Source organism: Kitasatospora sp. NPDC043949 (genome assembly GCF_056435365.1).
Map to the genome: position 1 here is coordinate 1 of NZ_JBWKEQ010000012.1, position 23,123 is coordinate 23,123.

The 23,123-nt window shown below is 75.3% G+C and carries 16 protein-coding genes, 1 tRNA gene, 1 rRNA gene and 1 pseudogene; 9 read left to right on the top strand and 10 right to left on the bottom strand.

All coding sequences use genetic code 11. The features are described 5' to 3' along the window. From AC07AL_RS12480 to AC07AL_RS12490, 3 genes and pseudogenes are all read right to left on the bottom strand, one after another. Positions 1-279: ribosomal RNA gene (locus tag AC07AL_RS12480) — 16S ribosomal RNA — on the bottom strand; the annotation flags it as partial. A gap of 645 nt (positions 280-924) precedes the next feature. Further along, positions 925-2,220, bottom strand: a pseudogene (locus AC07AL_RS12485) (PP2C family protein-serine/threonine phosphatase); the annotation flags it as partial. Positions 2,221-2,388: 168 nt separating this feature from the next. Then, complete coding sequence (locus AC07AL_RS12490) at positions 2,389-3,726, bottom strand: NAD(P)/FAD-dependent oxidoreductase (protein WP_478317394.1); 1,338 nt, start codon at positions 3,724-3,726, stop codon at positions 2,389-2,391. Positions 3,727-4,302: 576 nt separating this feature from the next. On the opposite strand from AC07AL_RS12490, the gene AC07AL_RS12495 reads away from it, so the two are divergent. Together AC07AL_RS12495 and AC07AL_RS12500 are read left to right on the top strand one after the other, a co-directional pair. After that, on the top strand, positions 4,303-5,193 hold the full coding sequence (locus AC07AL_RS12495) for a TetR/AcrR family transcriptional regulator (protein ID WP_478317395.1): 891 nt from the start codon (positions 4,303-4,305) through the stop codon (positions 5,191-5,193). Between the two features lie 338 nt (positions 5,194-5,531). Beyond that, a complete protein-coding gene (locus tag AC07AL_RS12500) occupies positions 5,532-7,835 on the top strand; it encodes a sigma-70 family RNA polymerase sigma factor (protein ID WP_478317396.1) in 2,304 nt (767 codons plus the stop codon). Between the two features lie 75 nt (positions 7,836-7,910). Here AC07AL_RS12500 and AC07AL_RS12505 read toward each other — a convergent pair whose 3' ends face one another. The 3 genes from AC07AL_RS12505 to AC07AL_RS12515 form a co-directional block, all read right to left on the bottom strand. Next, positions 7,911-8,615 (bottom strand): DsbA family oxidoreductase, encoded by a 705-nt coding sequence (locus tag AC07AL_RS12505; protein WP_363581317.1) that lies wholly within the window; start codon positions 8,613-8,615, stop codon positions 7,911-7,913. A 144-nt stretch (positions 8,616-8,759) separates the two neighbouring features. Continuing rightward, positions 8,760-9,281 carry a universal stress protein gene (locus AC07AL_RS12510; protein WP_363581319.1) on the bottom strand — a complete coding sequence of 174 codons (522 nt, stop codon included), beginning with the start codon at positions 9,279-9,281 and terminating at the stop codon, positions 8,760-8,762. Between the two features lie 96 nt (positions 9,282-9,377). Continuing rightward, positions 9,378-11,528 (bottom strand): asparagine synthase-related protein, encoded by a 2,151-nt coding sequence (locus tag AC07AL_RS12515; RefSeq protein WP_363581321.1) that lies wholly within the window; start codon positions 11,526-11,528, stop codon positions 9,378-9,380. A gap of 741 nt (positions 11,529-12,269) precedes the next feature. Between AC07AL_RS12515 and AC07AL_RS12520 the strand changes: the two genes are divergently transcribed. The 6 genes from AC07AL_RS12520 (at position 12,270) to AC07AL_RS12545 (ending at position 19,271) form a co-directional block, all read left to right on the top strand. After that, on the top strand, positions 12,270-13,697 hold the full coding sequence (locus AC07AL_RS12520; protein ID WP_063348294.1) for an NsdA family TPR-like regulatory protein: 1,428 nt from the start codon (positions 12,270-12,272) through the stop codon (positions 13,695-13,697). A 157-nt stretch (positions 13,698-13,854) separates the two neighbouring features. Continuing rightward, a complete protein-coding gene (gene lhgO, locus AC07AL_RS12525) occupies positions 13,855-15,090 on the top strand; it encodes an L-2-hydroxyglutarate oxidase (RefSeq protein WP_478317397.1) in 1,236 nt (411 codons plus the stop codon). 55 nt (positions 15,091-15,145) lie between these two features. Then, on the top strand, positions 15,146-15,976 hold the full coding sequence (gene trmB, locus AC07AL_RS12530; RefSeq protein WP_363581325.1) for a tRNA (guanosine(46)-N7)-methyltransferase TrmB: 831 nt from the start codon (positions 15,146-15,148) through the stop codon (positions 15,974-15,976). Between the two features lie 116 nt (positions 15,977-16,092). Continuing rightward, entirely contained in the window at positions 16,093-17,382 is a 1,290-nt protein-coding gene (locus AC07AL_RS12535) for a PrsW family intramembrane metalloprotease (protein ID WP_400804550.1), read from the top strand. A 50-nt stretch (positions 17,383-17,432) separates the two neighbouring features. Further along, positions 17,433-17,506 (top strand) — tRNA-Met (locus AC07AL_RS12540). A 586-nt stretch (positions 17,507-18,092) separates the two neighbouring features. Then, entirely contained in the window at positions 18,093-19,271 is a 1,179-nt protein-coding gene (locus AC07AL_RS12545) for a hypothetical protein (protein ID WP_363581329.1), read from the top strand. On the opposite strand, the gene AC07AL_RS12550 is transcribed toward AC07AL_RS12545, so the two are convergent. The 4 genes from AC07AL_RS12550 to AC07AL_RS12565 all read right to left on the bottom strand — a co-directional run bounded on the left by AC07AL_RS12550 (position 19,268) and on the right by AC07AL_RS12565 (position 22,124). Continuing rightward, complete coding sequence (locus AC07AL_RS12550; RefSeq protein WP_363628078.1) at positions 19,268-19,729, bottom strand: GNAT family N-acetyltransferase; 462 nt, start codon at positions 19,727-19,729, stop codon at positions 19,268-19,270. The genes AC07AL_RS12545 and AC07AL_RS12550 overlap by 4 nt on opposite strands. A gap of 36 nt (positions 19,730-19,765) precedes the next feature. Continuing rightward, on the bottom strand, positions 19,766-20,518 hold the full coding sequence (locus tag AC07AL_RS12555; protein WP_363581333.1) for a hypothetical protein: 753 nt from the start codon (positions 20,516-20,518) through the stop codon (positions 19,766-19,768). Positions 20,519-20,620: 102 nt separating this feature from the next. Next, on the bottom strand, positions 20,621-21,361 hold the full coding sequence (locus AC07AL_RS12560) for a sensor domain-containing protein (protein WP_363581335.1): 741 nt from the start codon (positions 21,359-21,361) through the stop codon (positions 20,621-20,623). 190 nt (positions 21,362-21,551) lie between these two features. Beyond that, on the bottom strand, positions 21,552-22,124 hold the full coding sequence (locus AC07AL_RS12565; RefSeq protein ID WP_363581337.1) for a GNAT family N-acetyltransferase: 573 nt from the start codon (positions 22,122-22,124) through the stop codon (positions 21,552-21,554). Positions 22,125-22,166: 42 nt separating this feature from the next. On the opposite strand from AC07AL_RS12565, the gene AC07AL_RS12570 reads away from it, so the two are divergent. Continuing rightward, positions 22,167-23,084 carry a hypothetical protein gene (locus AC07AL_RS12570; RefSeq protein ID WP_478317398.1) on the top strand — a complete coding sequence of 306 codons (918 nt, stop codon included), beginning with the start codon at positions 22,167-22,169 and terminating at the stop codon, positions 23,082-23,084. Positions 23,085-23,123 lie beyond the last annotated feature (39 nt).

Below are 23,123 nucleotides of genomic sequence, written 5' to 3' on the forward strand. Positions count from 1 at the left end.
ACCCGTCGTCGCCTTGGTAGGCCATTACCCCACCAACAAGCTGATAGGCCGCGGGCTCATCCTGCACCGCCGGAGCTTTACACCAACCCCCATGCAGAGGAAGGTCATATCCGGTATTAGACCCCGTTTCCAGGGCTTGTCCCAGAGTGCAGGGCAGATTGCCCACGTGTTACTCACCCGTTCGCCACTGATCCACCCCGAAGGGCTTCACCGTTCGACTTGCATGTGTTAAGCACGCCGCCAGCGTTCGTCCTGAGCCAGGATCAAACTCTCCGTGAATGTTTACTCGGCCCCACATTGAAGAGGGCCGGTCGACACCCGCGTTGAGCGGCACGGCAACCACCGGAATAGGGCGGTCCCGCGCACTGCGTCCTCGCTAGTGTTTTACTTCAAAAGGAATCTCCAACCCCAGAATATTCTGAGGCCGGGGATGTCAACATATCTGGCGTTGACTTTTGGCACGCTGTTGAGTTCTCAAGGAACGGACACTTCCTTCGGACCGCCTTCCAGCGGGCCCTCCGGGCGCTTCGTTCTTTCGTGTTTCCAGCTTATCAGATGTTTTCCGCTCCGTTTCCGGTGCTTCGTTCATCCAACTCGCTGGTGTCTTCTGCGGCTTGATGCCCCGTCCGACGTTTCAAACTCTAGCCGATCCCCGCTCCGAAAAGCGAATCGACCGCAATCCAATAAACCGAACACGCCGAATAGGAGCCAAGCCGCGACAAGACGCGACCCAGCCCGAACCGGGAAGTGGTGTTTCGAAAGGATTGGCTACGGCGGGACCGTCCGCGCAAATGCGTGTCCGGTGCTCCCTGCCAGGCAGCTCGAAGAACACTAGACCTCGGGCAAGGCCGAGTCAAGCGCCGGTTCCGCCTCGGTGGCGCTCTCTTCGGCCACCTCTTCCTCCGCCTTCTCCTCCGCCTCCTCCGCCGGCAGGTGGAAGGCCAGGACGGCGACGTCGTCGTCGTGCTCGGAGGTCACGCCCATCGCCCGCAGGAGGCGGGCGCAGATCACCTCCGGGGCCCCGACCGCGCCGGTGAGGGTGCGGGCGAGGAGGTCGAGGCCCTCGTCGATGTCCTCGTCGCGGCGTTCGACCAGGCCGTCCGTATAGAGGACGCCGGTGGTCCCGGGCAGCAGGCGCAGGGTGTGCGAGACGTGGAGGCCGTCGCCGGTACCGAGCGGCGGGCCGTTCTGCTCCTCGCTGCGCAGGACCGTCCCGTCGGGGCAGCGCAGCAGCATGGGGAGGTGCCCGGCGGAGGCGTAGGAGAGGGTGCGGCGCTGCGGGTCCCAGACGGCGTACGTGCAGGTGGCGATCTGGTTGGCGTCGATCTCCATGGCGAGGCCGTCGAGCAGGCGCATCACCTCGTGCGGGGGCAGGTCGAGCCGGGCGTAGGCGCGGACGGCGGTGCGCAGCTGGCCCATGACGGCGGCGGCGCGCAGGCCGCGCCCCATCACGTCGCCGATGACCAGGGCGGTTCGGCCGCCGTCGATGGCGATGACGTCGTACCAGTCGCCGCCGACGGCGGCCTCGGCGCCGCCGGGCTGGTAGGTGGCTGCGACCCTCAGGTCGGCCGGCTGGTCGAGCTTCTGCGGGAGGAGGCTGCGCTGGAGGGTGACGGCGGCCTCGCGCTGGCGGCGTTCGGCTTCGCGGAGCCGGGCGGCGGCGAGGACCTGGTCGGTGACCTCGGCGGCGAAGATCAGGACGCCGGCGGGCGGTCCCTCGGTGGGGGTGTCCCCGGTGTCCCCAGTGTCGCCGGTGTCGCCGGGGCCGAGCGGGACGCAGGAGACGTTGTAGTAGCGGTTGCCGGTGAGGCCCAGGATGCAGCGGGCCTTGACGCTGCGCGGGCGGCCGCCGCGGATGACCTGGTCCATCAGGGCCAGGACGCCCATGGTGCCGAGTTCGGGGAGGGCTTCTCCGGCGGGCAGGCCGGTGGTGCGGTCTCCGAAGAGTTCGCGGTAGGCACGGTTCGCGTAGCCGAGCTGGTGGAGCGGGCCGTAGGTGACGGCCACCGGGGCGGGGATCCGGTTGAGGACCTCGCGCAGGTTCTGGGGTTTGTGCAGGTCGAGGAGTTCGGCGGCGGTGGCCAGGTTGGTGGGGTCGCGGGGGCCGGGGACGACGACGCCGTCGGCGGAGGGCGCGCCCTCGTCGGTGCCGGCCCCGGTCGGCGGGGCGGCACGCCAAGGGACTCCGGTGAGCCGGGCGCTCCAGCGCATGAGGTTCAAACGACGGCCGCTTCCTCGATTTCCAGGCATATCATCACTTTTTGTGTGCGCATCAGCACACGGGGTAATGACTAGGTTGGGCTGATCCTGTCAGGCAAGGGCCCGATTCCGGAAGTCGCCCGCCCGGCGTGGCCGCCCGTTCCGCCCCGGCGCGGGGCACCGGGGCGCTCACCGCGGGGCGTCCGGACCGCCGTCGGGCCGCGGCCCGGACCCGGCCTCGAACTCCGGACGCGGATGCTCCGCCGCCCCCAGCGAGACCACCTCGCGGGAGAACAGCCCGCCCAGCACCCAGTCCATCAGCACCCGCACCCGGCGCTCCGCGCTCGGCAGGCGCCGCAGGTGCCGGGCCCGGTGCAGCCACCAGGCCCGCCGCCCGGTGATCCGGCGGCCGCGCCGGGTGTGGGCGACGGCCCGGCGCAGGCCCAGTGAGGTCGAGCAGGCGGCGTGGCCCGGCCGGTACTCGGCGAGGCCCGGGGCGTGCGGTCCGGCGTCCAGGGCGACCGCGATGTTCCGGGCGAGCAGCTCGGCCTGGGCGAAGGCGTGCTGGGCGTTGGGCGCGCAGGGCGCCCCGTCCACGTCGGGGTCCGGTACGGCGGCGCAGTCCCCGGCCGCCCAGACGCCGGGCAGCGCGCGTCCGTCCGGGCCGACGGCTTGCAGGGTGGCGAGGCAGCGGACCCGGCCGAGGGTGTCCAGCGGCAGGTCGGTGTCGCGCAGCAGCGGGGCCGGCCGCACCCCGGCCGTCCAGACCAGGGTGCGGGCACCGAAGCGGCTGCCGTCGGACAGGGCGACGACCCGGTCCGCGGCGGACGCCAGGGTGGTGCGCAACCGGATGTCGACGCCGCGTTCGCGGAGCTGGCCGAGGGTGTGCTCGGCCAGCTCCGGCGACTCCTCGGCCAGGATCCGGTCGGTGGCCTCGACCAGGACCCAGCGCAGGTCCTCGGGGCGGACGTTGTGGTAGCCGCGCACCGCGGTCCGGGCCATGTCCTCCAGTTCGGCGAGCGCGCCGACGCCCGCGTACCCGGCGCCGACGAAGACGAAGGTGAGCGCGGCCTGGCGCAGGGCCGGGTCGCGGGTGGCGGAGGCGAGGTCGAGCTGTTCCAGGACGTGGTTGCGCAGGCCCACGGCCTCGCCGACGGTGGAGAAGCCGCGGCCGTGTTCGGCCAGGCCGGGCACCGGCGCCGTCCGGGAGACCGAGCCGGGCGCCACCACCAGGACGTCGTAGGGGAGTTCGATCGGCGCGGCGGCCTCTCCGGGTCCCGCGGCGTCGGCGAAGGCGCGGCGGGCGGCGTGTTCGATCCGGGTGATCCGGGCGGTCAGCACCCGGCAGTCCGGCAGGGCCCGGCGGAGCGGGACGACCACGTGCCGGGGGTCGATCGAGCCAGCCGCGACCTCGGCCAGCAGCGGGTGGTAGGTGAAGTAGGCCTGGGGCTCGACGACGGTGATCTCGACCTCGCCGCGTCGCAGCCGTTCCCGCAGGCCGCGCTGGAGGTGCAGCGCGGTGGCCATCCCGGCGCAGCCTCCGCCGGCGATCAGGATTCTGATGGTGCACCTCCTGCCGATTGGCGCTTCCTCCCGGCCCCGCGGCCGGGGGTGTCCCCCCTCGCGCCCCCCTATGAAGGACCGGCAGGGGCGGTCTTGTCCACAGTCCGTACCGCGCCGGATGTGACGGGAGTCGACGGGTGGGGCCAGTTGTGCTGCCCGGGCGACTTTCTGACGGACTTTCGGCCGCGAACGGGCGTGAACTATGGTCGGATTGTGTGCCGGAGCGGTTACCGCCATGACAATCGGCGGCGACGCACCGTGGAGCGGCCACTACGGCCAGTTCCAGCGTTGGCTCGAGAACCCGACTGCGGGACAGTCATCCGGGGAAGGGTAGTTCCCGGACAAGGCCCCGGACGGTGCCGACGCGCCGAGCCGGACGCGAGCCGGCCCGGAGGCACGAACCGTGGTCACGAAACGGGACGGGCGGCAACGAGCGATGGGTCATCAGGTCATTTCTGACGGGCTGAGCTGCACCGGGGGGTGCAGGGGCGGGCGACGACAGGGTCCGGGTTCGGGCGCCTGCGGGGGAGAGTTGGGATGATGGAGCAGGAGCAGGTGTTGGGGCGAACGGGAACACCGCACGCCGGCCAGGGCATGGTGCCGGAACAACGCGGCCCGGTGGACCTGCCACCGGAGGTCGGGGCCGCCTATCCGGGCGTCCCCTACCGGGTGGAGCCACCACCGGCCACCGTGCACGTCCCCGGGGCCCGACTACGGGTGGACGCCCGGCGGAATCTGGAGAGCGTGCTGCGGGCCGCCCGCGAGGTGTTCGGCGAGTTCGGCTACGGCGCGCCGATGGAGGAGGTCGCACGCCGGGCCGGGGTCGGCGTCGGGACGGTCTACCGGCGCTTCCCGAGCAAGGAGGTGCTGGTCCAGCGGATCGCCGCCGAGGAGGTGGCCTGGCTGACCGCGCAGGCGCGGGAGTCGCTGTACGGCGGCGGCGGCGCCTGGGAGTCGCTGGCCGGTTACCTGGCCCGGGCGGTCAGCACCGGTGCCGGGCGGCTGCTGCCGCCGGAGGCGTTCCGGTACGCGGAGGAGCTGGGCCGGGTGCCCGAGCAGCGGGTGCCCGAGCCGGCCGCCGTCCGGTTCGACCTGCGCGGCGAGGACGCGCAGAACGGTGCGGCCGTCGAGCCGTCGGCGGCCGACGCCGATCCCCGGCTGCTGCTGCAACTGCTGGCCGCCCTGGTCGCCCGGGTCGGCGCGGCCGGCGAACTGCGGCCGGGCGTCACGGTGTCGGACGTCGTGCTGGTGCTGACCGCCTCGGTGCCGGTGCACGCGGCCCGTACCGCGCCGACCACGGCCGGCTTCTCGGCCGGGGTGCAGCAGGCGGAGGGGCAGCAGGCGGAGGGGCAGCAGGCGGAGGGGCAGCCGACCGCCGGCCCCTCGGACCGGCTGCTGGAGATCCTGCTGGACGGCCTGCGGGCACGCTGACGCGCCACCACGGGCGCGGCCCCCGCAGGTGGCGGGGACGGGAGTTGGACGGGAGACCGGCGCGCGGACCAGTCACGCGCGCCGGGTGCGGGCGGTACGCAACCACCCGCCCTGTGCTGGCCGAACACATCCGCGACGGCTCCTCGGAAGAGTGGGTCCCGGCCGGTCCGGCTACCGCCCATCTCTGCGCTATGCCATCCTTTGCCCGTGGTTGGAGCCAATGTCCCGATGCGCGCCCTTCGCGCGCCCTCGGCGCCGTACAGCGCGGAACCGTGCGCCCACGCGCTCCCGCGCGCCCTGCCACACTGCGGGGGCTGTCGTGGAATCTGGGGTCCGTTGTGAGCGCCGAGGAACAGAACGACTACGGGTACGGCCTCGACTTCGGCCCGTCCGGAGGCTTGACCGGGGGACTGGCCGACGGCTCGTCCGGCAGCACGTCCAGCACGTCCAGTACGTCCGAAGGCCCCGCCACGGCCTCCGGCGGCCCGGCCCAAGTACCCGGCGCCGCACCGGGTTCGGCCACCGGCCCGACCACCGGACACGTGCCCGACCAGGCGGGCATGCCCAGCCGCGAGTCCCTCTCCGCCTCCGCCGCCGCGCTGCCACCCGGACGGGTGCCCGGCCAGGCCCCGGCCGGCCGGGGCGGCGTCGCCCCCGAGGCGTTCGTCGGCGCCGGCCGCCCCGCCCGCCCCACCGTGCCCGCCCCCGCCGACCCGGTCGACGGCGAGCGCCCGGCCTCCGACGCCGAGTTGACCGCCCGGGTCCGGGCCGGCGACGACACCGCGTACGAGGAGATCTACCGCCGGCACGCCGACTCGGTGCGCCGCTACGCCCGCACCTGCTGCCGGGACAGCTTCACCGCGGAAGACCTCGCCGGCGAGGTCTTCGCCCGCACCCTGCAAGCCCTGAGGGCGGGCAAGGGCCCGGAGTTCGCCGTCCGCGCCTACCTGCTGACCGCCGTCCGGAACGTCGCCGCCGCCTGGACCCGCAGCGAGCGGCGCGAGCAACTCGTCGACGACTTCAGCGTGTTCGCCCAGACCTCGGCCGCCGTCGTCGACCTCGACCTGGCCGACCCCGGCGCCGATGCCTGGGCGATGGCCATGGCCGACCAGCGCATGGTCATGCAGGCCTACGCCGAACTGCCCGAGGACGACCGGGTGGTGCTCTGGCACACCGAGGTCGAGCGGGAGTCCCCGAAGACCGTCGCCGTGATGCTCGGCAAGACCGCCAACGCCACCGCCGTCCAGGCCCACCGGGCCCGCGACCGGCTCGCCGCCGCCTTCCTCCAGGCGCACGTCTCCGGCAGCCAGGACCGCACCTGCGAGGCGTACGCCAACCGGCTCGGCGCGTACGCGCGCGGATCGCTGCGCAAGCGGGCCTCGGCGGACGTCGGACGGCACCTCCAGGAGTGCGACCGCTGCACGGCCGCCTGCCTCGAACTCACCGAGATCAACGCCGGCCTGCGCGGGGTGCTGCCCGCCGGCGTGCTCGTCTGGATCGGGGTCGGCGGGTTCGGCGCCGCCGCGGCGGCCGTCGGCGGAGCCGCCGCGGTCGGCGGTGCGGCTGCGGGCACCGCGGCGGCCACCTCCGGAACCGCGGGAGCCGGTTCGGGTGCGGGTGCAGCGGGTGCGGGCGCCGGTGCGGCCTCCGGCGGAGGCGGGGCCGGAGCCGGCGCCGCGGCCGGCGAGGGCCTGGGCACCGCTGCCAAGGCCGGGATCGCCGCCGCCGTCGCGGTGGCCGCAGCCGCCGTCGCCGCGTACGCGCTCACCGGCTCGCCCGAACCCAAGCCCCCCACGGCCGCGCCTCCCGCCGCCGGCGCCCCCGCCACCCCCCGGCCGCAGGCCCCCGCACCCGGGCCGCCCGCGCCCGCCGACCCGGCGCCCAGCAGCACCGCGGCCGCCCCGGCACCGTCCGAGCCGAGCCCGAGCCCGAGCGCGACGCCGGTCACCCGGTCGACGCCCGCCCCGGCAGCCGCCCAGACCACGACGAAGGCCGCGTCGCCGGTCACGCCGAGCTCGACGACGCCCAAGCGGACCCCCACGCCGCCGCCGGCCCCGGACGTCCCCGCCGTGCCGACGCCCAGCGTGCCGCCGCTGCCCACGCCCGAGCCGCCGGTCATCCCCGTCGTGCCCACGCCCACCGTGCCGCCGCTGCCCACCCCGACGGTCACCCCGCCCTCGCCGCCCGCGCCCACCGACTTCTGGGCCGACTCACTGCCCGTGGTCAAGCCCGGCAACAACCGGGTGCCGCCGCCCGGCCCCAGCATCCGGCAGAAGGGCAGCGACTGGTTCTGGCAGCACGACAGCGCCTGGATCGGCGGCGAACGCCACGGGCACGCCATCACCGTGCACGCCCCGGCGACCACCCTGATCGACCTCAACCGCAGCTGCACGTCCTTCGACGCGGTCGCCGGAGTCGACGACGCCACGCTCTCGCCGGGCGGCGTGGTCTTCTCCGTCCAGGGCGGCGACGGCGGCACCCTGTGGCGCTCCCTCCCGCTCGCCGCGGGGGACGACGCGGTACCGGTGCACGTGCCGCTGGCCGGGCAGAAGTCGATCCGGCTGGTGGTCACCCCGGTGCACGGGATCTGGTCGGCGCTCAACGTGGCGGACTGGGCCGAGGCCCGCTTCAGGTGTTCCTGAAACGGGCCTCGGCGGGGGCTGCGTGGGGTGGGACCCACACGGGGTGGGGCTTGTACGGGGTGGGCCTGTGCGGGGTCAGATCGCGCAGGAGCCGTCCGCGCAGGCCTCCCCCGCCGGGGCGACCTGCACCGGCGCCGGGCGGGTCTCGCCGATCTCGGCGGCGACCTGCTCCAGCACCTTGCGGAAGGTCTCGGCGTCCTGGCCGCCCTGCACCGCCCACTTGCCCTCGAACACGAAGGTCGGCACGGCGGTGATGCCCAGCTCCCGGGCCTCGGCCAGCTGCGCGCTCACCTCGGTGGCGCCCTCGTCGCCCGCCAGGTAGGCGGTCACCCGCGCCCGGTCCAGGCCGGCTGCCACGGCGACGTCGGTCAGCGCGGCGCGGTCGCCGACGTCGACACCGTCGGTGAAGTGCGCCTTCAGCAGCTCCTCCTTCAGCCGCCCCTGGACGGCCGCGCCGTACTCGGTCTCGGCGAGGTGCAGCAGGCGGTGGCCCAGGAAGGTGTTGGCGTGCAGCGCGGCGTCGAAGTCGTACGTGATGCCCTCGGCGCGGCCCAGCTCGGCCACCCGTGCGTCCATCGCCACCGACTGCGGGCCGTAGCGCTCGGCCAGCCACGCGCGGTGCGGGCTCGCCGTCGCCGGCGCGTCCGGGACCAGCTGGTACGGCCGGTAGACCACCTCGACGCCCTCCTTGCCGGCGAAGCCCTCCAGGGCCTGCTCGAAACGGCGCTTACCGATGTAGCACCACGGGCAGGCGATGTCGGACCAGATCTCGACCTTCATGAGGGGACTCCAGGGGTGGGGCGGGGACGGGTATCGGGATAGGTGAACGATGAACCATCTCGGTACATTCCCGGCACCCCGGTCAGCTTCCCTGGTCAGCGACGCCCTGACCCGGGCTGGTCAGCACCCCGACCCCGCCCCGGATCAGCCTTCCGCGGGCGCCGGAACCACCAGCACCGGGCACGCCGCGTGGTGCACCGCCGCCGAACTCACCGAACCCAGTAGCAACCGCGCGAACCCCCCGTTCCCCCGCGTGCCGAGCACCAGCGTGTGCTGCCGGGTCGAGGCCTCCAGCAGCACCTCGATCACGTTCCCCAGCACCACGTGCAGCGACATCTCCCCCGCGTACGGCCGGGAACGCTGCCCCTGCACGGCCACCACCGCCCGGCGCAGCCCGTCCGCCATGCTCTCCACCAGCGTCTCGACGCTCTCCTGCACCAGCTCCGCCATCCCCGGCGGGTAGCCGGCCGGCGCCGGGTTCACCACGGCCAGCACGTACAGCGGTAGCCCGAACGACTCCGCCTCGGTCATCGCCCGGTCCAGCGCCCACAGCGACCCGTCCGACCCGTCGCAGGCCGCCAGTACCCCCGGCGGGCGCCCCGTCGGCGGCCGTCCCGACACCGACAGCACGACGGGAACGGACTGCTCCGGGCTCACGCTGGCCACCACGGCTCTCCTCACCGACGGACTCATTGCCCGCCATCATCACCTGCCCCGGCTCCCGGACCCCGCCGCCCGGCCGGGCGCGGCGCCCGGAGGGGGTCAGGAGGGCCGGACGGGGCCGAGGGCCGGGGGTTGGGCCAGGGGAAGGCCGGTCCAGCAGGCTCCGTGGCGGCGGGCGCGGACGCGGCGGAGCCAGAGTTCGGTGGAGACCAGGTCGGCGAGGCCCGCCAGGGCGGCCGGGGAGAGGGGGGTGGCGGGGTCGGCGAGGCCGGCGCGGACGGCGGGGAGGTCGATGAGGCCGGCTTCGGCGAGGAGGGGGGCGTCGAAGAGTTCGGCGAGGCCGTCGGCGGCGAGGCGCAGGCCGGCCCGGGCGGGGGCGGTGCGGTCGGGGCGGGGGCCGCGGCCCCAGTCGGGGGGCAGGTCGGTGCGGCCGGCGCCGGTGAGGACGGCGTGCAGGAGGGCGTGCCGGGCTCCGGGTTGGAGGCGGACGTCGTCGGGGAGCAGGCGGGCGGCGCGGACCACCTGGTTGTCGAGGAACGGCGCGTGCAGCCGCTGGCCGGGCTGTTCGGCGGCGTGGACGAGGGTGCGGTAGGAGCGCGCGTGCCGGTAGAGGGCGTGCCGGGCACGGTGTGCGCCCGGGCGTTCGTCGGGCGCCGGTCTGCGCGCTGCCAGTCGCAGCCGGAGGGCGACGGAGGAGAGCGCCTCGTCGGAGAGCCAGCGGGCGGCCGGGCCGGGGACGCACCAGGCGAGGTCGCCGACCGAACGGTCGCCCGCCGTACGGCCGCCGCCCGGGAGGTGGCGGGCCGTCAACTTGGCGGCGGCGTCGTCCAGCGCCTCGGCGTACCGGACCCGGGAGAGCCGGTGGGCGGCCCGGACCACGGTGAGCGGGGTGCGCAGCGCGCCGGCCAGGACGCCGACGACGGCCCGGTCGGCACCGGCCAGCGCGGCGACCGGGGGCAGCAGTTCGCGCGGGCGGCCGGCCCGGATGAGGTCGGCGAGCCGGGCCGGGTGGCCGTCGAGGACCTGGCGGGCACCGTAGCCGGTGAGGTGGTCGGTGCCGCCGGCGTCGAAGCGGGCCTCGGCACGGGCGGCGGCGACGAGTTCGGGCCCGGGCTCGTCGGTGAGCCGGCCGGGCGGTGCGTCGGCGTGCAGTCCGGCGTACGGGAGGGTGTCGGGGCCGGGGTGGAGCACGGTGTGCCGTAGCCGGGGGGTGTCGGGGGCGAGCGCGAGGGTGGTGGGGGGTTCGGTCTCGCCGAGCGTGACGGCGGCCAACTGTTCCGGGGTGGAGGGTTCTTGGGCGGCGACGCGGGCCCAGGAGCCCTTGACCGCGCCGTTCCTGGCCCCGGCGCCGACGGCCGGCAGGCGCTCCGGGCCCGTGCTCGCGGGCACCGGCGGCAGCGGCACGGCGGCGGCGAGCAGGGCGACGGTGGCGGAGGCGGTGCCGTAGGAGAGGTCGACGCCGAGCCGGGCACGGCCGGCCGGGCCCCGCGCGGTGGCGGGCGCGGTGGTGCGGACCCGGGAGCGGACGGACTCCAGCAGCGCGCGGGTGAGTTCGCGGACGGCGGGCGCCTCGTCGCGCGGCTGCTCCCGGACGGCGGGGTCGTCGTAGGCGGAGAGGTAGGGGTGGCCACTGCGGATGGCGAGCACGTGGCCGGGCGGCACCCGCTGGACGCCCAGGTACGGGGTTCCGGCGCCGAGGGCCTCGGGCGATTCGGGGCAGGCGAGCCGGGCGGCGAGGTGTCCGGTGTCCAGCGGGGCGCCGACCAGGTCGGCGAGCGGGAGTGCGGCGGTGGCGTACGCGGTGCCGCCGGCCCAGGGGGTGTGGAAGACCGGCTGGGCGCCGGCCAGGTCGGTGAGCAGCAGGGTGGAGCGGGTGCCGGTGCGCAGGACGGCGGTGTAGCTGCCGGGCCAGGCGGTGAGGTGGCGGACGGCGCCGCCGCGGGCGGCGGCGAGGCCGGCTGCGAGTTCCGCGTCGGTGGCGCCGCAGTGGCCGAGGACGGCGAGGCGCAGGGTGGCGGGGGTGTCCTCGACGGGGTCGGGGGCGGTGGGGCCGGTGGTGACCGTGGCGGGGGCGCCGGGGCGGAGGGTGGCGAGGCGGATCTCCTCGGGGCGCCAGTCCCCGACGGCCCAGAGCGGGTTGGGTCCGGTCCATAGGGGGCGCGCGGCGATCGGTGCGACCGTACCGAGTGCCTCGTGCGCTGGTGCGCCCGCCCGGGGCGTGCCCGTGCTCCAGCCCGTCAGCCACCGCATCGCGCCTCCACCGGACGAGGACCTGCACCCGTACGGCGCTTCCGCCGCCGGGCGGCTCCTCGCCGGTCCGCGGTGTGCCGTGGCGGCCGCCCCGGGTACCGGCGCGCCGTCAGGAGACATCGTGCCACCGGTTGGCGCTCCCGTGGCCCGTGTTGCCGGTTCCGGTTCCGCCGGTGGTCCCGGTGCGGGGCGGTTCCGGCCCCGGCGGCGATCCCGTTGCGGGCAACGGGTGTTGACGTGTTCGCGTGGTCCGCGGGGCGGGCCGGGCCTTCCCCTCCCCGGCCCGGACCGCCCCCCGTGCCGCCTTTGGCATGGGCATCGCGAGATGGCCGAAAGGCGTCGCCCAGCCCGGGAGGGCATCCGCATGCCCTCCCGGACTCAGCCGCCGCCCGCGGGGATTGAGGCGGCGGCATCCCCCGGCCCGCCGGGTCCTCGACGGCGGGCCGACCCACGACCACCAGCGAATCGCCGACCAGCCGGTCGAGCCAGGGGGCACGGCCGGGCGCACGTGAACACAGGACCGGAGCACGACGCTCCGGCGCGCGGCACCCCCGGCCCAATCCGAGTGGTCCGGACCAACCCCGGCGAGGAGCCGGCGCCGCACCGCCGGGTGCACGATCCCGCCATCCGGAATGCGGCCTCTTAACCGTCGGAACGCGTCCGACTACTCTAGGTACAGCAGCTACGGCCCGGTGCCGCCCGGGCCCCGAGCACAAGGCCGCAGGAGGTGCCGCCGCCACCATGACCGTCAGCCCACGAGGACCGAACGAACGGCTCGGCACGCTCCTGACCCTCGCCCAGATCAGCAACGCCGGACTGGCCCGCCGGGTCAACGACCTGGGCGCCCAGCGCGGGCTGACCCTGCGGTACGACAAGACCTCGGTGGCCCGCTGGGTCAGCAAGGGCATGGTCCCGCAGGGTCCCGTCCCGCACCTGATCGCCACCGCGATCGGCGGCAAGCTCGGCCGCCCGGTGCCGCTGGAGGAGATCGGCCTCGGCGACACCGACCCGGCCCCCGAACTCGGCCTGGCCTTCCCCCGCGACGTCGCCGAGGCGGTCCGCTCCGCCACCGACCTGTGGCGGGTCGACCTCGACCTGCGCCGCGGCCCCGGCGGCGGCCGCTGGAGCGACAGCCTGGCCGGCACCTTCTCGGTCGCCGCCTACGCGACGCCGGTGTCCCGCTGGCTGATCACCCCGGCGGACGGTTCGGTCGCCCGGGAGGCGCCGCGCGCGCCCAGTGAGGCGTCCTCCTACAGGGTCGGCCACTCGGACGCCGCCAAGCTCCGCGAGGCCGCCCAGGAGGCCCGCCGCTGGGACTCCAAGTACGGCGGCGGGGACTGGCGTTCGTCGATGGTGCCGGAGTGCCTGCGGGTGGAGGCGGCCCCGCTGCTGCTGGCCTCGTACAGCGACACCGTCGGCCGGGCGCTGTTCGGCGCGACCGCCGAACTGACCAGGCTGGCCGGGTGGATGGCCTTCGACACCGGGCAGCACGAGGCCGCCCAGCGCTACTACATCCAGGCCCTGCGGCTCGCCCGGGCCGCCGCCGACGTGCCGCTCGGCGGCTACGTGCTCGCCTCGATGAGCCTCCAGGCCGGCTACCGGGGCTTCGCCGAGGAGGCGGTGGACCTCGCCCAGGCCGCCCTGGAGCGCAACCGGGGCCTGGCCACCGCCCGGACGATGAGCTTCTTCCACCTGGTGGAGGCCCGGGCCCAGGCCAAGGCCCGCAACGCGGCGGCGTGCGCGACGGCGCTCGGAGCGGCGGAGAGCGCACTCGAACGGGCCCGCGCCGGGGATCCCGATCCGGCGTGGATCGACTTCTACGCCTACGACCGGCTCGCCGCCGACGCCGCCGAGTGCTTCCGCGACCTCGGAGTGCCCTCCAAGGTCCGCCAGTTCACCCGCGAGGCACTGGCCAAGCCCACCGAGGGCTTCGTCCGCTCGCACGGACTGCGACTGGTGGTCTCGGCGATGGCCGAGGCCGAGGCCGGCAACCTGGACGCCGCGGTCGCCGCCGGCGAGCGCGCCGTCGAGGTGGCCGGCCGGATCTCCTCCCAGCGCAGCCGGGAGTACGTGGTGGAGATGCTGCGCCGCCTGGAGCCCTTCCAGGGCGAGCGCCGTGTCCGGGAGCTGACCGAACGGGCCCGCGCGGTCCTGGTCGCCCCGGCGTGACCGGGGGCGTGCCCGGCGGCAGTTGAGGTGCACCGGCGGGAGGGGCCCGGGCGCCCAGGTACGGCACCGCCACCTGGGCCCGGGCGCCCTCGACCGGTCCCGCCCGGCGTGGCAGCATCGGCGGCGGGGGAGCCGGGCGGACTGCGAGGAGCGGGCGGTGGCGTACGACTTCGACGTGCTGGTGGTGGGCGGCGGGATCGTCGGCCTCGCCACCGCGTACGCGCTGACCCGGGCCCGGCCGGGGCTGCGGCTCGCGGTGCTGGAGAAGGAGCCCGGCTTCGCCGCCCACCAGACCGGGCGCAACAGCGGGGTGATCCACAGCGGCGTCTACTACCGGCCGGGCTCGTACAAGGCCCGGTACGCGGTGGCGGGCTCCGCCGAGCTGGTGGCGTTCTGCCGCGAGCAGGGCGTCCCGCACGAGGTCACCGGCAAGCTGATCGTGGCCACCGGCACGGAGGAACTGCCCCGGCTGGCGGCGCTGGCCGAGCGCGGGCGGGCGAACGGCATCCCCGTCACCGAGGTGGACCGGGCCGGGATCGCCCGGTACGAGCCGCAGGTCACCGGGGTGGCGGGGCTGCACGTCGGCACGACCGGCGTCTGCGACTTCCCGGCCGTCGCCACCGCCTACGCCCGGCTGGCCCGGGAGGCGGGTGCGGAGCTCCGGCTCGGCTGCGAGCTGCGGGCGGTGGCCCGGCGGGCGGACGGCGTGACGGTGCAGACCTCCACCGGGGAGCTGCGCTGCCAGGTGCTGGTGAACTGCGCCGGGCTGCACAGCGACCGGATCGCCCGGCTGGCCGGGGACGAGCCCGGGGTGCGGATCGTGCCGTTCCGCGGCGAGTACTACGAACTGGCCGGGGGGCGACGTGACTTGGTGCGCGGCCTGGTCTACCCGGTGCCCGACCCGGCCTTCCCGTTCCTCGGCGTGCACCTCACCCGGGGCGTCCACGGGGACGTGCACGTCGGCCCGAACGCGGTGCCCGCGCTGGCCCGCGAGGGCTACGACTGGCGCACCGTGCGCCCGCGCGACCTGGCCGGGACACTGGCCTTCCCCGGCGCCTGGCGGATCGCCCGGCGGCACTGGCGCCAGGAGGTGGGCGAGTTGCACCGCTCGCTGTCGAAGCGGGCGTTCACCGCCGCCGTGCGGCGGCTGCTGCCCGCCGTCGCCCCCGAGGACCTGGTGCCGGCCGGCGCCGGGGTCCGGGCCCAGGCCGTGGCCCGGGACGGCTCGCTGCTGGACGACTTCGCCTTCGCCGGTTTCGACCCGGCCGACCCGCGCTCCCCGCGCCGCGCGGTGCACGTGCTGAACGCCCCCTCCCCCGCCGCCACGGCCTCGCTGCCGATCGGCCGCGAGGTGGCCCGCCGGGCGCTGGCGGCACTGGATGCCGGCGGATGAGCCCGGTCACAGCACCTTCGGGAGGGGCCCGGGGGCCCCGTAGACTCGGGGAACTGTGACTGCCACCGCCCCGATCCCCCAGCCCTCGCCGTCCGCCCGGTTGTCCGCCGCACCGGCCGGCTACCCCGCGCCGATGTACCCGCACAAGGCCACCGAGGCCCAGCACCGCGAGCGGCGCATCCGCAGCTTCCAGCCGCGCCGGGGCCGGATGACCAACGCCCAGGCGGGCGCCCTGGACCGGGGCTGGGAGGCGTACGGCATACCGATCGACGGCAGCCCGCTCGACCTGCGGGAGCTGTTCGGCGAGCTGCCGGTCACCCTGGAGATCGGCTTCGGCATGGGCGAGACCACGGCCGCCATGGCCGCCGCCGACCCGGCCATGGGCATCCTCGCCGCCGACGTCCACACCCCCGGCCACGGCAACCTGCTCGGCCTGCTGGAGCGCGACGGCTCGCGGAACGTGCGGCCGGCCGCCGGCGACGCCGTGATCCTGCTGCGCGACATGCTGGCGGACGCCTCGCTGGCCGGCCTGCGGGTCTACTTCGCCGACCCGTGGCCCAAGCCCAAGCACCACAAGCGCCGGCTGGTCCAGCCGTCCTTCCTGGAGCTCGTGCTGCCCCGGCTCGCCCCCGGCGCCCTGGTGCACTGCGCGACCGACTGGGAGCCGTACGCGGAGCAGATGCTGGCCGTGCTGTCCGCCTCGCCGGAGCTGGAGAACCTGCACCCCGAGGGTGACGGCAGCGGCTGGCTGGAGCCCGCGGACCACCCGGACGGCAGCATCCCCGGCTACGCGCCGAGGCCGGACTGGCGCCCGGTCACCAAGTTCGAACGGGCCGGGCTGGCCAAGGGGCACGTCGTCCACGACCTGCTGTTCCGCCGCCGCTGAGCCGCCGTCGGCCGTTCGAACAGGCCACCGCGCGATGACCGGGGGGCCGTTCCCCGGACGGACGGTTCGTCCCGAGTCCTCCCGACGGGCGGGTGCGGTGGCCTACCCTGTGCCGCATGGGCAGCCCGGCCGGCGGCGGGTCCCGGGCCACCGTCCAGGCCGCCGCTGACGCACCGGAGACGGTCCCGCGCACCGGCGACACCCGGACCATCCCGGGGCCCCGGAGGCGCCGGGCCCACCGCCTCGCGCCCTGGGCCGGCGCCGCGTCACCGCCGCCGGCCGGAGCCGTCGCACCGCCCCGGCGCGGCCGCTCGGTGGCGGTCTCCTCCGTCACCGCCACCGCCGTACTGACCCTGGCCGGCTGCGGGGTGCTGATCCTGCACCTGGTCCAGCGGCAGACCGGCACCGTCGGGCTGCTGGTCGGCGTCGGCCTGGCGATGGTGCCGCTGCCGTTCGTGCTCGGCGCCCTGGCCTGGCTCAACCTGACCGCCCGGGTGCCGCTGCGGCACACCGTGTTCTGCCTCGCCTGGGGCGCCTGCGCGGCCACCACCGTCGCCATCGTGGCCAACAACTGGACCGCCAGCTACCTGACCTCGCACCAGGGACCGCTCGGCGAACTGCTGGGCGCCGGCATCGCCACCCCGCTGATCGAGGAGACCGCCAAGGCCACCGCCCTGCTGGTGCTGCTGCTGCCGCTCGGCCAGCGGCTGCGCTGCCACGGCCGCCGCACCGGCCGCCCCTGCGCGCCACTGCTGCACCGGCTGCCGGCCCCCCGGCTCCCCCGGACGTACGCCCGCCGCCCGGCCGGTCCGCACGCCCGGGGCCGGCTGCGGCTGCGCCCGTACCTGCGCCCGCTGCCGTACCTGCGCCCGGCCCCGCCCTCCGGCGGCGGCCCGCACCGCCGCTCCCGGCCCCGCACCCTGGCGGCCGGGGTGGTGCTCGGCGGGATGACCGCCTGCGGCTTCGCCTTCACCGAGAACGCCCTCTACCTGGGCCGGGCGTTCACCACCGACCAGCGGCAGCGGCTGGACAGCATCGGCCTCGGCGATCCGCCCAGCCTGCGCGACTTCGACGGCACCGTGCAGACCTTCGTGCTGCGCGCCCTGCTCTCCCCCTTCGCGCACCCGCTGTTCACCGCGCTCACCGGGATCGGCCTGGCCGTCGCCCTGACCACCGGGCGGCGCTGGCTGGCCCGGCTGGCCGCGCCGACCGGGCTGCTGCTGGCGATGGCGCTGCACGGCACCTGGAACGCCGCCGCCGACCTCGGCACGGACGGCTTCCTGGCGGTGTACGGGGCACTGATGGTGCCCTGCTTCGCCGCGCTGGTCTGCTTCGCGGCCTGGGCCAGGTCCCGGGCGTCCCGGCACGCCGCCCGGCGCGGCAGGCGCTCTGCCGGGGTGGTCTGAAGAACCGATTTCCCATCTCGGCGACTTCCCCGTATTGTTGTGTTCACCGACGCGGGGTGGAGCAGCTCGGTAGCTCGCTGGGCTCATAACCCAGAGGTCGCAGGTTCAAATCCTGTCCCCGCTACTCAGTAGCAACGAAGGGCCCGGAGGATTCGTCCTCCGGGCCCTTCGCGTTCCCCGGCACGGCGAAGGAACGTTCTGCCGCGAAGCCGCAACGGACCTGGGCCCCCGTCAGCGGAGACCGCCCGAACGACGGCCGCCGGGCGGGCCGCCCGCCGGGCCGCCGATAAATCCGTTGCCCTCCGGCCGGTGGGCTGCCTATCGTGGCGGCACACTGAAGGGAGGTGATCCTGAATTGAGTTCCATCAGGATGCGTGAGGTGGCTGCTCGCTAGAGCCGCCCCTGCCTGCGCGGGGTGAGGCCTGAGGCCTCCGGCAGGCGAAATCCATAGCAGTCACCCGGCCCGCAGGCCCACCGGTACATCCCCGGTGCCTCGGCGCCAGGCCAGTGCACGGGCCGGCGCGGAGGAGCAGCCTGCGGGCTGTCTGCGTTCTCCACCGCTCTCCGGTGTCTTCCGCCGCTCTTCGCCGTCACCCGCGCCCCGTCCGGGGCGCCCCCGCGTCGTACCCGGGTCGTTCCCGTGGTGGGGCCGCGGCGCTAGAGTCGGCGCGGGTTCCGGAGCGGAGCGGCGCAGGCACAGGGGGTAGGCGATGGCGAAGGCCCGGCGGCGGAGCGGCACGACGACCCTGCGGACGGCCCGGTGGGCCGCGACCGGGGTGCTGGCCGGGACGGGCCTGCTCGGGCTGCTGCTCTTCTCGCTCGGCCGGGAGCAGGCCTGGCAGGCGTTCGGCGGCGGGCTGGTGGTGGCCGGGGCCTCGACGGTGCTCGGCGGCGCGCTCGGCTTCCTGTTCGGGGTGCCCCGGGTACGCAGCGGCAGCGGCGAGCCGCAGGGCTCGTACGCCCCGAACACCAACCTGGAGCAGGTGTCCGACTGGCTGACCAAGGTGCTGCTGGGCGTCGGGCTGACCCAGCTCGGCTCGCTCGGCGAGCGGCTGCACCAGCTCGGCACCGCGCTGGCCCCCGCACTGGGCGGGGAGGACGCCGCGGTGCCGTTCGCGGCGGCACTGGTGCTGTACTTCGTGGTCTTCGGCTTCCTGGCCGGCTGGCTGGTGACCAGGCTCGCGCTGCCGCAGGTGCTGACCGACGCCGACCAGGCCCTGGACCTCTTCCTCGCCGGGCAGGACCGCGACCGGCGGGGCGACAAGGTGGGTGCCGACGACCTGCGGGTCCGGGCGATGCAGCAGCTCGGGCTGCTGGGGGGCAGCGCGGAGCAGTCGGCCGCGCTCGCCGCGCAGCTGCCGCCCGCCTCCTCGCCCTCGTCCGGGCCGGAGGGCGTGGTGGCCGAGGTCCGCTCGACGGCGCGGCGCTCGGCGCTGACCGCCGACCAGGTGCGGGCCCTGTACGCGGACGGCTCCGAGGGCCGCCGGATCCAGGCGCTCGCGCTGATGCAGGGCGACCCGTCGCTGGCCGACCTGCCGAGCCTGCTGGACGCGATCGAGCGTCCACGCTCCGGCTTCGAGCAGTACCACGCGCTGCTGGCCGCCCGGGGCCTGCTCTCCCGGCTGCCCGGCGCCGAGGCGCAGCGGCTGCGGGACGCGGTGGCCGGGCAGTTGGTGCTGCCGGAGGGGATCCCGTACGGGTCGGACCGCAGCTGGCTGGCGGAGAAGATACTGTCCCGGCTGGAGGCGACGGCCTTCGTCCCGACGCAGCCGGCCCGACCCGCCGAGCCTGACCACCCGGGACAGCCGGGACAGCCGGTCCCACCCGCTCAGCCCGCTCAGCCAGCTCAGCCCGTCCAGTCGGCTCCGTCGGCGGGCGACCCCAGCTAGCTGCCGAACTCCTTGACGGTGAAGCGCAGTTCGGGCTGCTCCCAGGGCGTCTTGACCTGCGGCGGGCGGGTGCCCGTGCGCTCGGCGCCCACCTGGAGGTAGAAGCCCTCGGCGGGCGGGTGGGACACCACCTTGACCGAGGCGATCCCGGCGGCCCGGGCGCGCTCCAGCATGTCCGCGATCAGCTTCCGCCCGATGCCGAGCCCCTGGGCCTCGTCGGCGACGAACATGAGGTCCAGTTCGGCCGGTTCGCGGATCAGGCCGTAGAAGCCGAGCAGCCGGTCGGTGGTCGGGTCCGAGGCCAGGAACACCTCGTGCCGGGCGATGTACTCGGGGGTGACCTGGTAGCCGTCGATCATCGCCGAGTAGTGGCCGCGGTAGGCGGTGGAGGCCTGTATCAGCTCGGTGAGCCGGTCGGCGTCGGCCGCCCTGGCACGCCTGACGGTCGTCTCGTTCATGCGGGCGAGTATAGGGGCGCTGACCAGGAGAGACCATTACTTTTCGGCAGCAGACCGGCGGCGGCGGTCGGCGGCCCGCAGGACCAGGACCCGGCGGGTGCGGCCGTCCGCGGCGCGGGGGAAGCGGCGGATCTCGCTGGCGACACGGCGCTCGCCGAGCGCGTACCGCAGCGGGTCGAGGTGGGCGCAGCGGAGGCCGTGGCCGTCGTGCAGCGGCTGGACGCGGACCTCGCCGTCCGGGGAGGTCACCCGGACGAGTTCCACCAGGGCGTCCAACTGCCTTTCGGGGCCGAACAGTTCGGGGTAGGCGAAGAGCAGGTAGCCGCTCAGGGTGAGCGCGAAGGCGCCGTCCGCGAACGGCAGTCGGGGCAGCGCGGCGGCCACGTACTGCTGCGGGTGCGCGGCCGAGTCGGCGGCGAACAGGCGGCGGGCGCGGTCCCAGCTGCGCAGGTAGCGGTCCGGTCGGCAGGAGCGCGGTGACGGGTACAGGTGCGGACGGGCGGCCATCGCGGTGGCCATCGACGCCCGGGCCGCCAGCGCGTGGGCCGCGACCTCGGGTGCGGGGAGCGCGTACGCCGGGTCGGCGGCGATCACCCGGCAGCCGAGCCGACGCGCCTCGGCGGCCAGGCCGGCCGCACCGCCCGGGCAGTCCAGCACCGGGCCCGGCAGCGCGGCGAGCTGGGCCCGGGTGAGGTCGAACAGGTCGCAGTACTCGTCCAGCGGGCGGGAGGTGACCAGGATGTCCCGGCCCAGGGCGCCCGGGTCGGCGGGGGTGTGTGCGGCGGCCACCCGGCCATCCCAACACGGGCCGGCCCCACCCGCATCCGGAGCACGTCCGGGTGTGGGCGGGGCCGGGGAGGCGGGCGGGGCAGGCGGGGAGGGCCGCGGGGTTCAGCGGCCGAGCAGGCCCTGGGCGGCGGCCCGGTTCACGTTGGTCAGGCCGCGGACCAGCTGGGCGGTGAGGATGATGAGCAGCACCCCGACCAGCGAGAGGCCGGCGATCTGCCAGGCCCCCTCGATGTAGTAGACGTGCTGGACGTTGTCGCTGTCGTAGAAGTCGAAGATCCGGTACCCGCGCCAGGAGGTGAAGGCCGGAAAGACCCAGTGGTAGAGCGGGTACAGCGCCATCGCCCAGCCGAGCAGCAGGAACACCAGCGACAGGACGAAGCTGAGGACCGCCCACGGGAACATCACCACCTGGTAGAACGCGGCCTTCCACCCGGCCGGGTCCGCCAGCCGCGCGGTGATCGCCCCCCAGGTGCCCGGGCGGGTCTGGCGCACCGGCGCCGGGGCGGGCACGTCCAGGGCCAGCATGCCGCGCACCCGGGCCCGCTCCATCCGGCCCATGCCGCGGGCGACGGTGGTCAGGAGGGCGAGGACGGGCAGGCCGAGGACGGTGACGAAGGTGCCGATCCCCATGCAGAACAGCACGATCGAGACGGAGAAGCCGATGACCGACAGCGGCAGGCCGGTGAGCGTGTAGCCGATCTCGCGGTAGTAGTGCCCGGAGAACGGCGCCCGCCAGACGGCCGGCGGCTCCTCGGTCCGGTGGGCCCGAGCGGGACGCGGGTCGTCGCCGTAACCACCGAGGACGTCCCACTCGCGGTCCTGCGTGCTTCGGCTGATGCTCATGTCCCGGCCCCGGTCCCTCGTTCTCGACTGCTGATGGCACCAGTCTGGTCGAACGGCGGGCCGGGGAGGATCCGGAGGCCTGGCGGATCGGGGGTGGGGTTAACCCCCCGGGCCTGACCCGGCAGGCCTGCCCCCAGGTCCGCGTGGACGTCCGCGTCGGACGTCCACGCCGGACGTCCACGCCGGGCCGTCAGCCGGTCGCGCCGCGCCACTCGTCGGCGAGCAGCGAGTACAGGTACGAGTCGGACCAGGCGCCACCCTTGTAGAGGTCGTGCCGGACCCGCCCCTCCAACTGGAACCCGAGCCGGAGGAGCACCTTGGCCGAGGCGCCGTTGTCCACGTCGACCCGGGCCGCCAGCCGGTGCACGCCGAGGGCCTCGAAGGAGAGCTCGCAGAGCAGGCCGGCGATCTCGCCCGCGTAGCCGCGGCCCCAGACGTCGCGGCCCAGCACGTAGCCGAGGTGGGCGGAGCGGTGCTTGCCGAGGGTGAGGGAGGCGTGGGCGATCGGCACGGCGTCCACCGGGTCCTCGGCGTCGTCGCGCCGGGTGACGGCCAGCCGGTAGGTGTCCCGTTCCGGCGCCATCGCCTCCTCCAGGTAGAGCTCGATCTGGTCGGCGCAGGTTTCACGGTCGCGCGGCTCGAAGGGGAGGTAGCGGGTGACCTCCGGGTCGCTGAACAGCCCGTACAGCGCGTCCACGTCGCCGGCGGTGTGGTGATACTCGCGGATGGCCAGCCGGGGGCCGGTGAGTCGTACGGGGACCATGGCAGCCGACCCTACCCCCGGCCAGCGGTTACCGTTCGAGCTATGAACGACGAAGACCTGCGGCTCGCCCCGCGCACCAGGGCCTCCGACCTGCTCGCCTGGGCGGCGGAAGAGGACCGCGCCCCGGTGGCCGAAGCGCCGCTGCGCGCGGTGCTGGCCCTGCTGGAGCTGGGCGAGGGCAGGATGCACGACGGCTGGCCCGAACTGACCTCGAACGCGGTGGAGCACCTGCTGTACGAGCGGCTCTACCTGTACGTCCAACCCGAACCGGAGGCGGACCCGCTGGCGTACGGCGCCGCCGTCCGGCTGCTGACCGACCACCAGCGGGCCGCCAAGCGGCTCAACGCCAAGCGCCAGGAGCGGCTGCACGCCGAGGCCGAGTGGCAGGGCGAGGTCGCGGCCGGGCTGCTGCGCCGCGCCGACCTGGTGACCTGGCCCCGGCTGTACGCGCTGCTGCTGCACGCGTACGGGGCGGACGTCGCGGATCCGGAGGCGGTGCGGGAGTGGCTGACCGGCTTCCGGGAGCTGGCGCAGGAGGAGCGGCTGGCCGTGTTCGCCGCACTGGCGCAGACCGGCTGGCTGGACGAGGTGGACGAGCAGGGCTGGAGCCCGACCCGGGTGATCTCGGTCGGCATGGCCACCGACGGCGCGCGCCGGCTGCTGGAGCAGGGCCTGATGCGGCGCAGCTACCGCAACCTGGCCGAGCTGACCGCGCTGGGCCAGCCGATGCCGGACGAACTGGCCGGGGACTTCGGAGCGTTCGAGGAGGCGGCGGTGGAAGCCGCGCTCGACCTGTACGGGGAGTGGACGGTGCCCGGGCTGCCACGACTGCTGGTGGAGGAGTTCCCGGACCTCGCGCCGGAGCCGGGGCAGGAGGAGATCGACGCGTACCTGGCCGGGCTGGCGCAGGAGGAGTTCGACGCGCACCCGGCGGAGCCGGCAGACCCGGCGCAGGAGTGACGCGGCGAAGCCCCGGCCGCGGTGCCTTCTGGTTCCGGC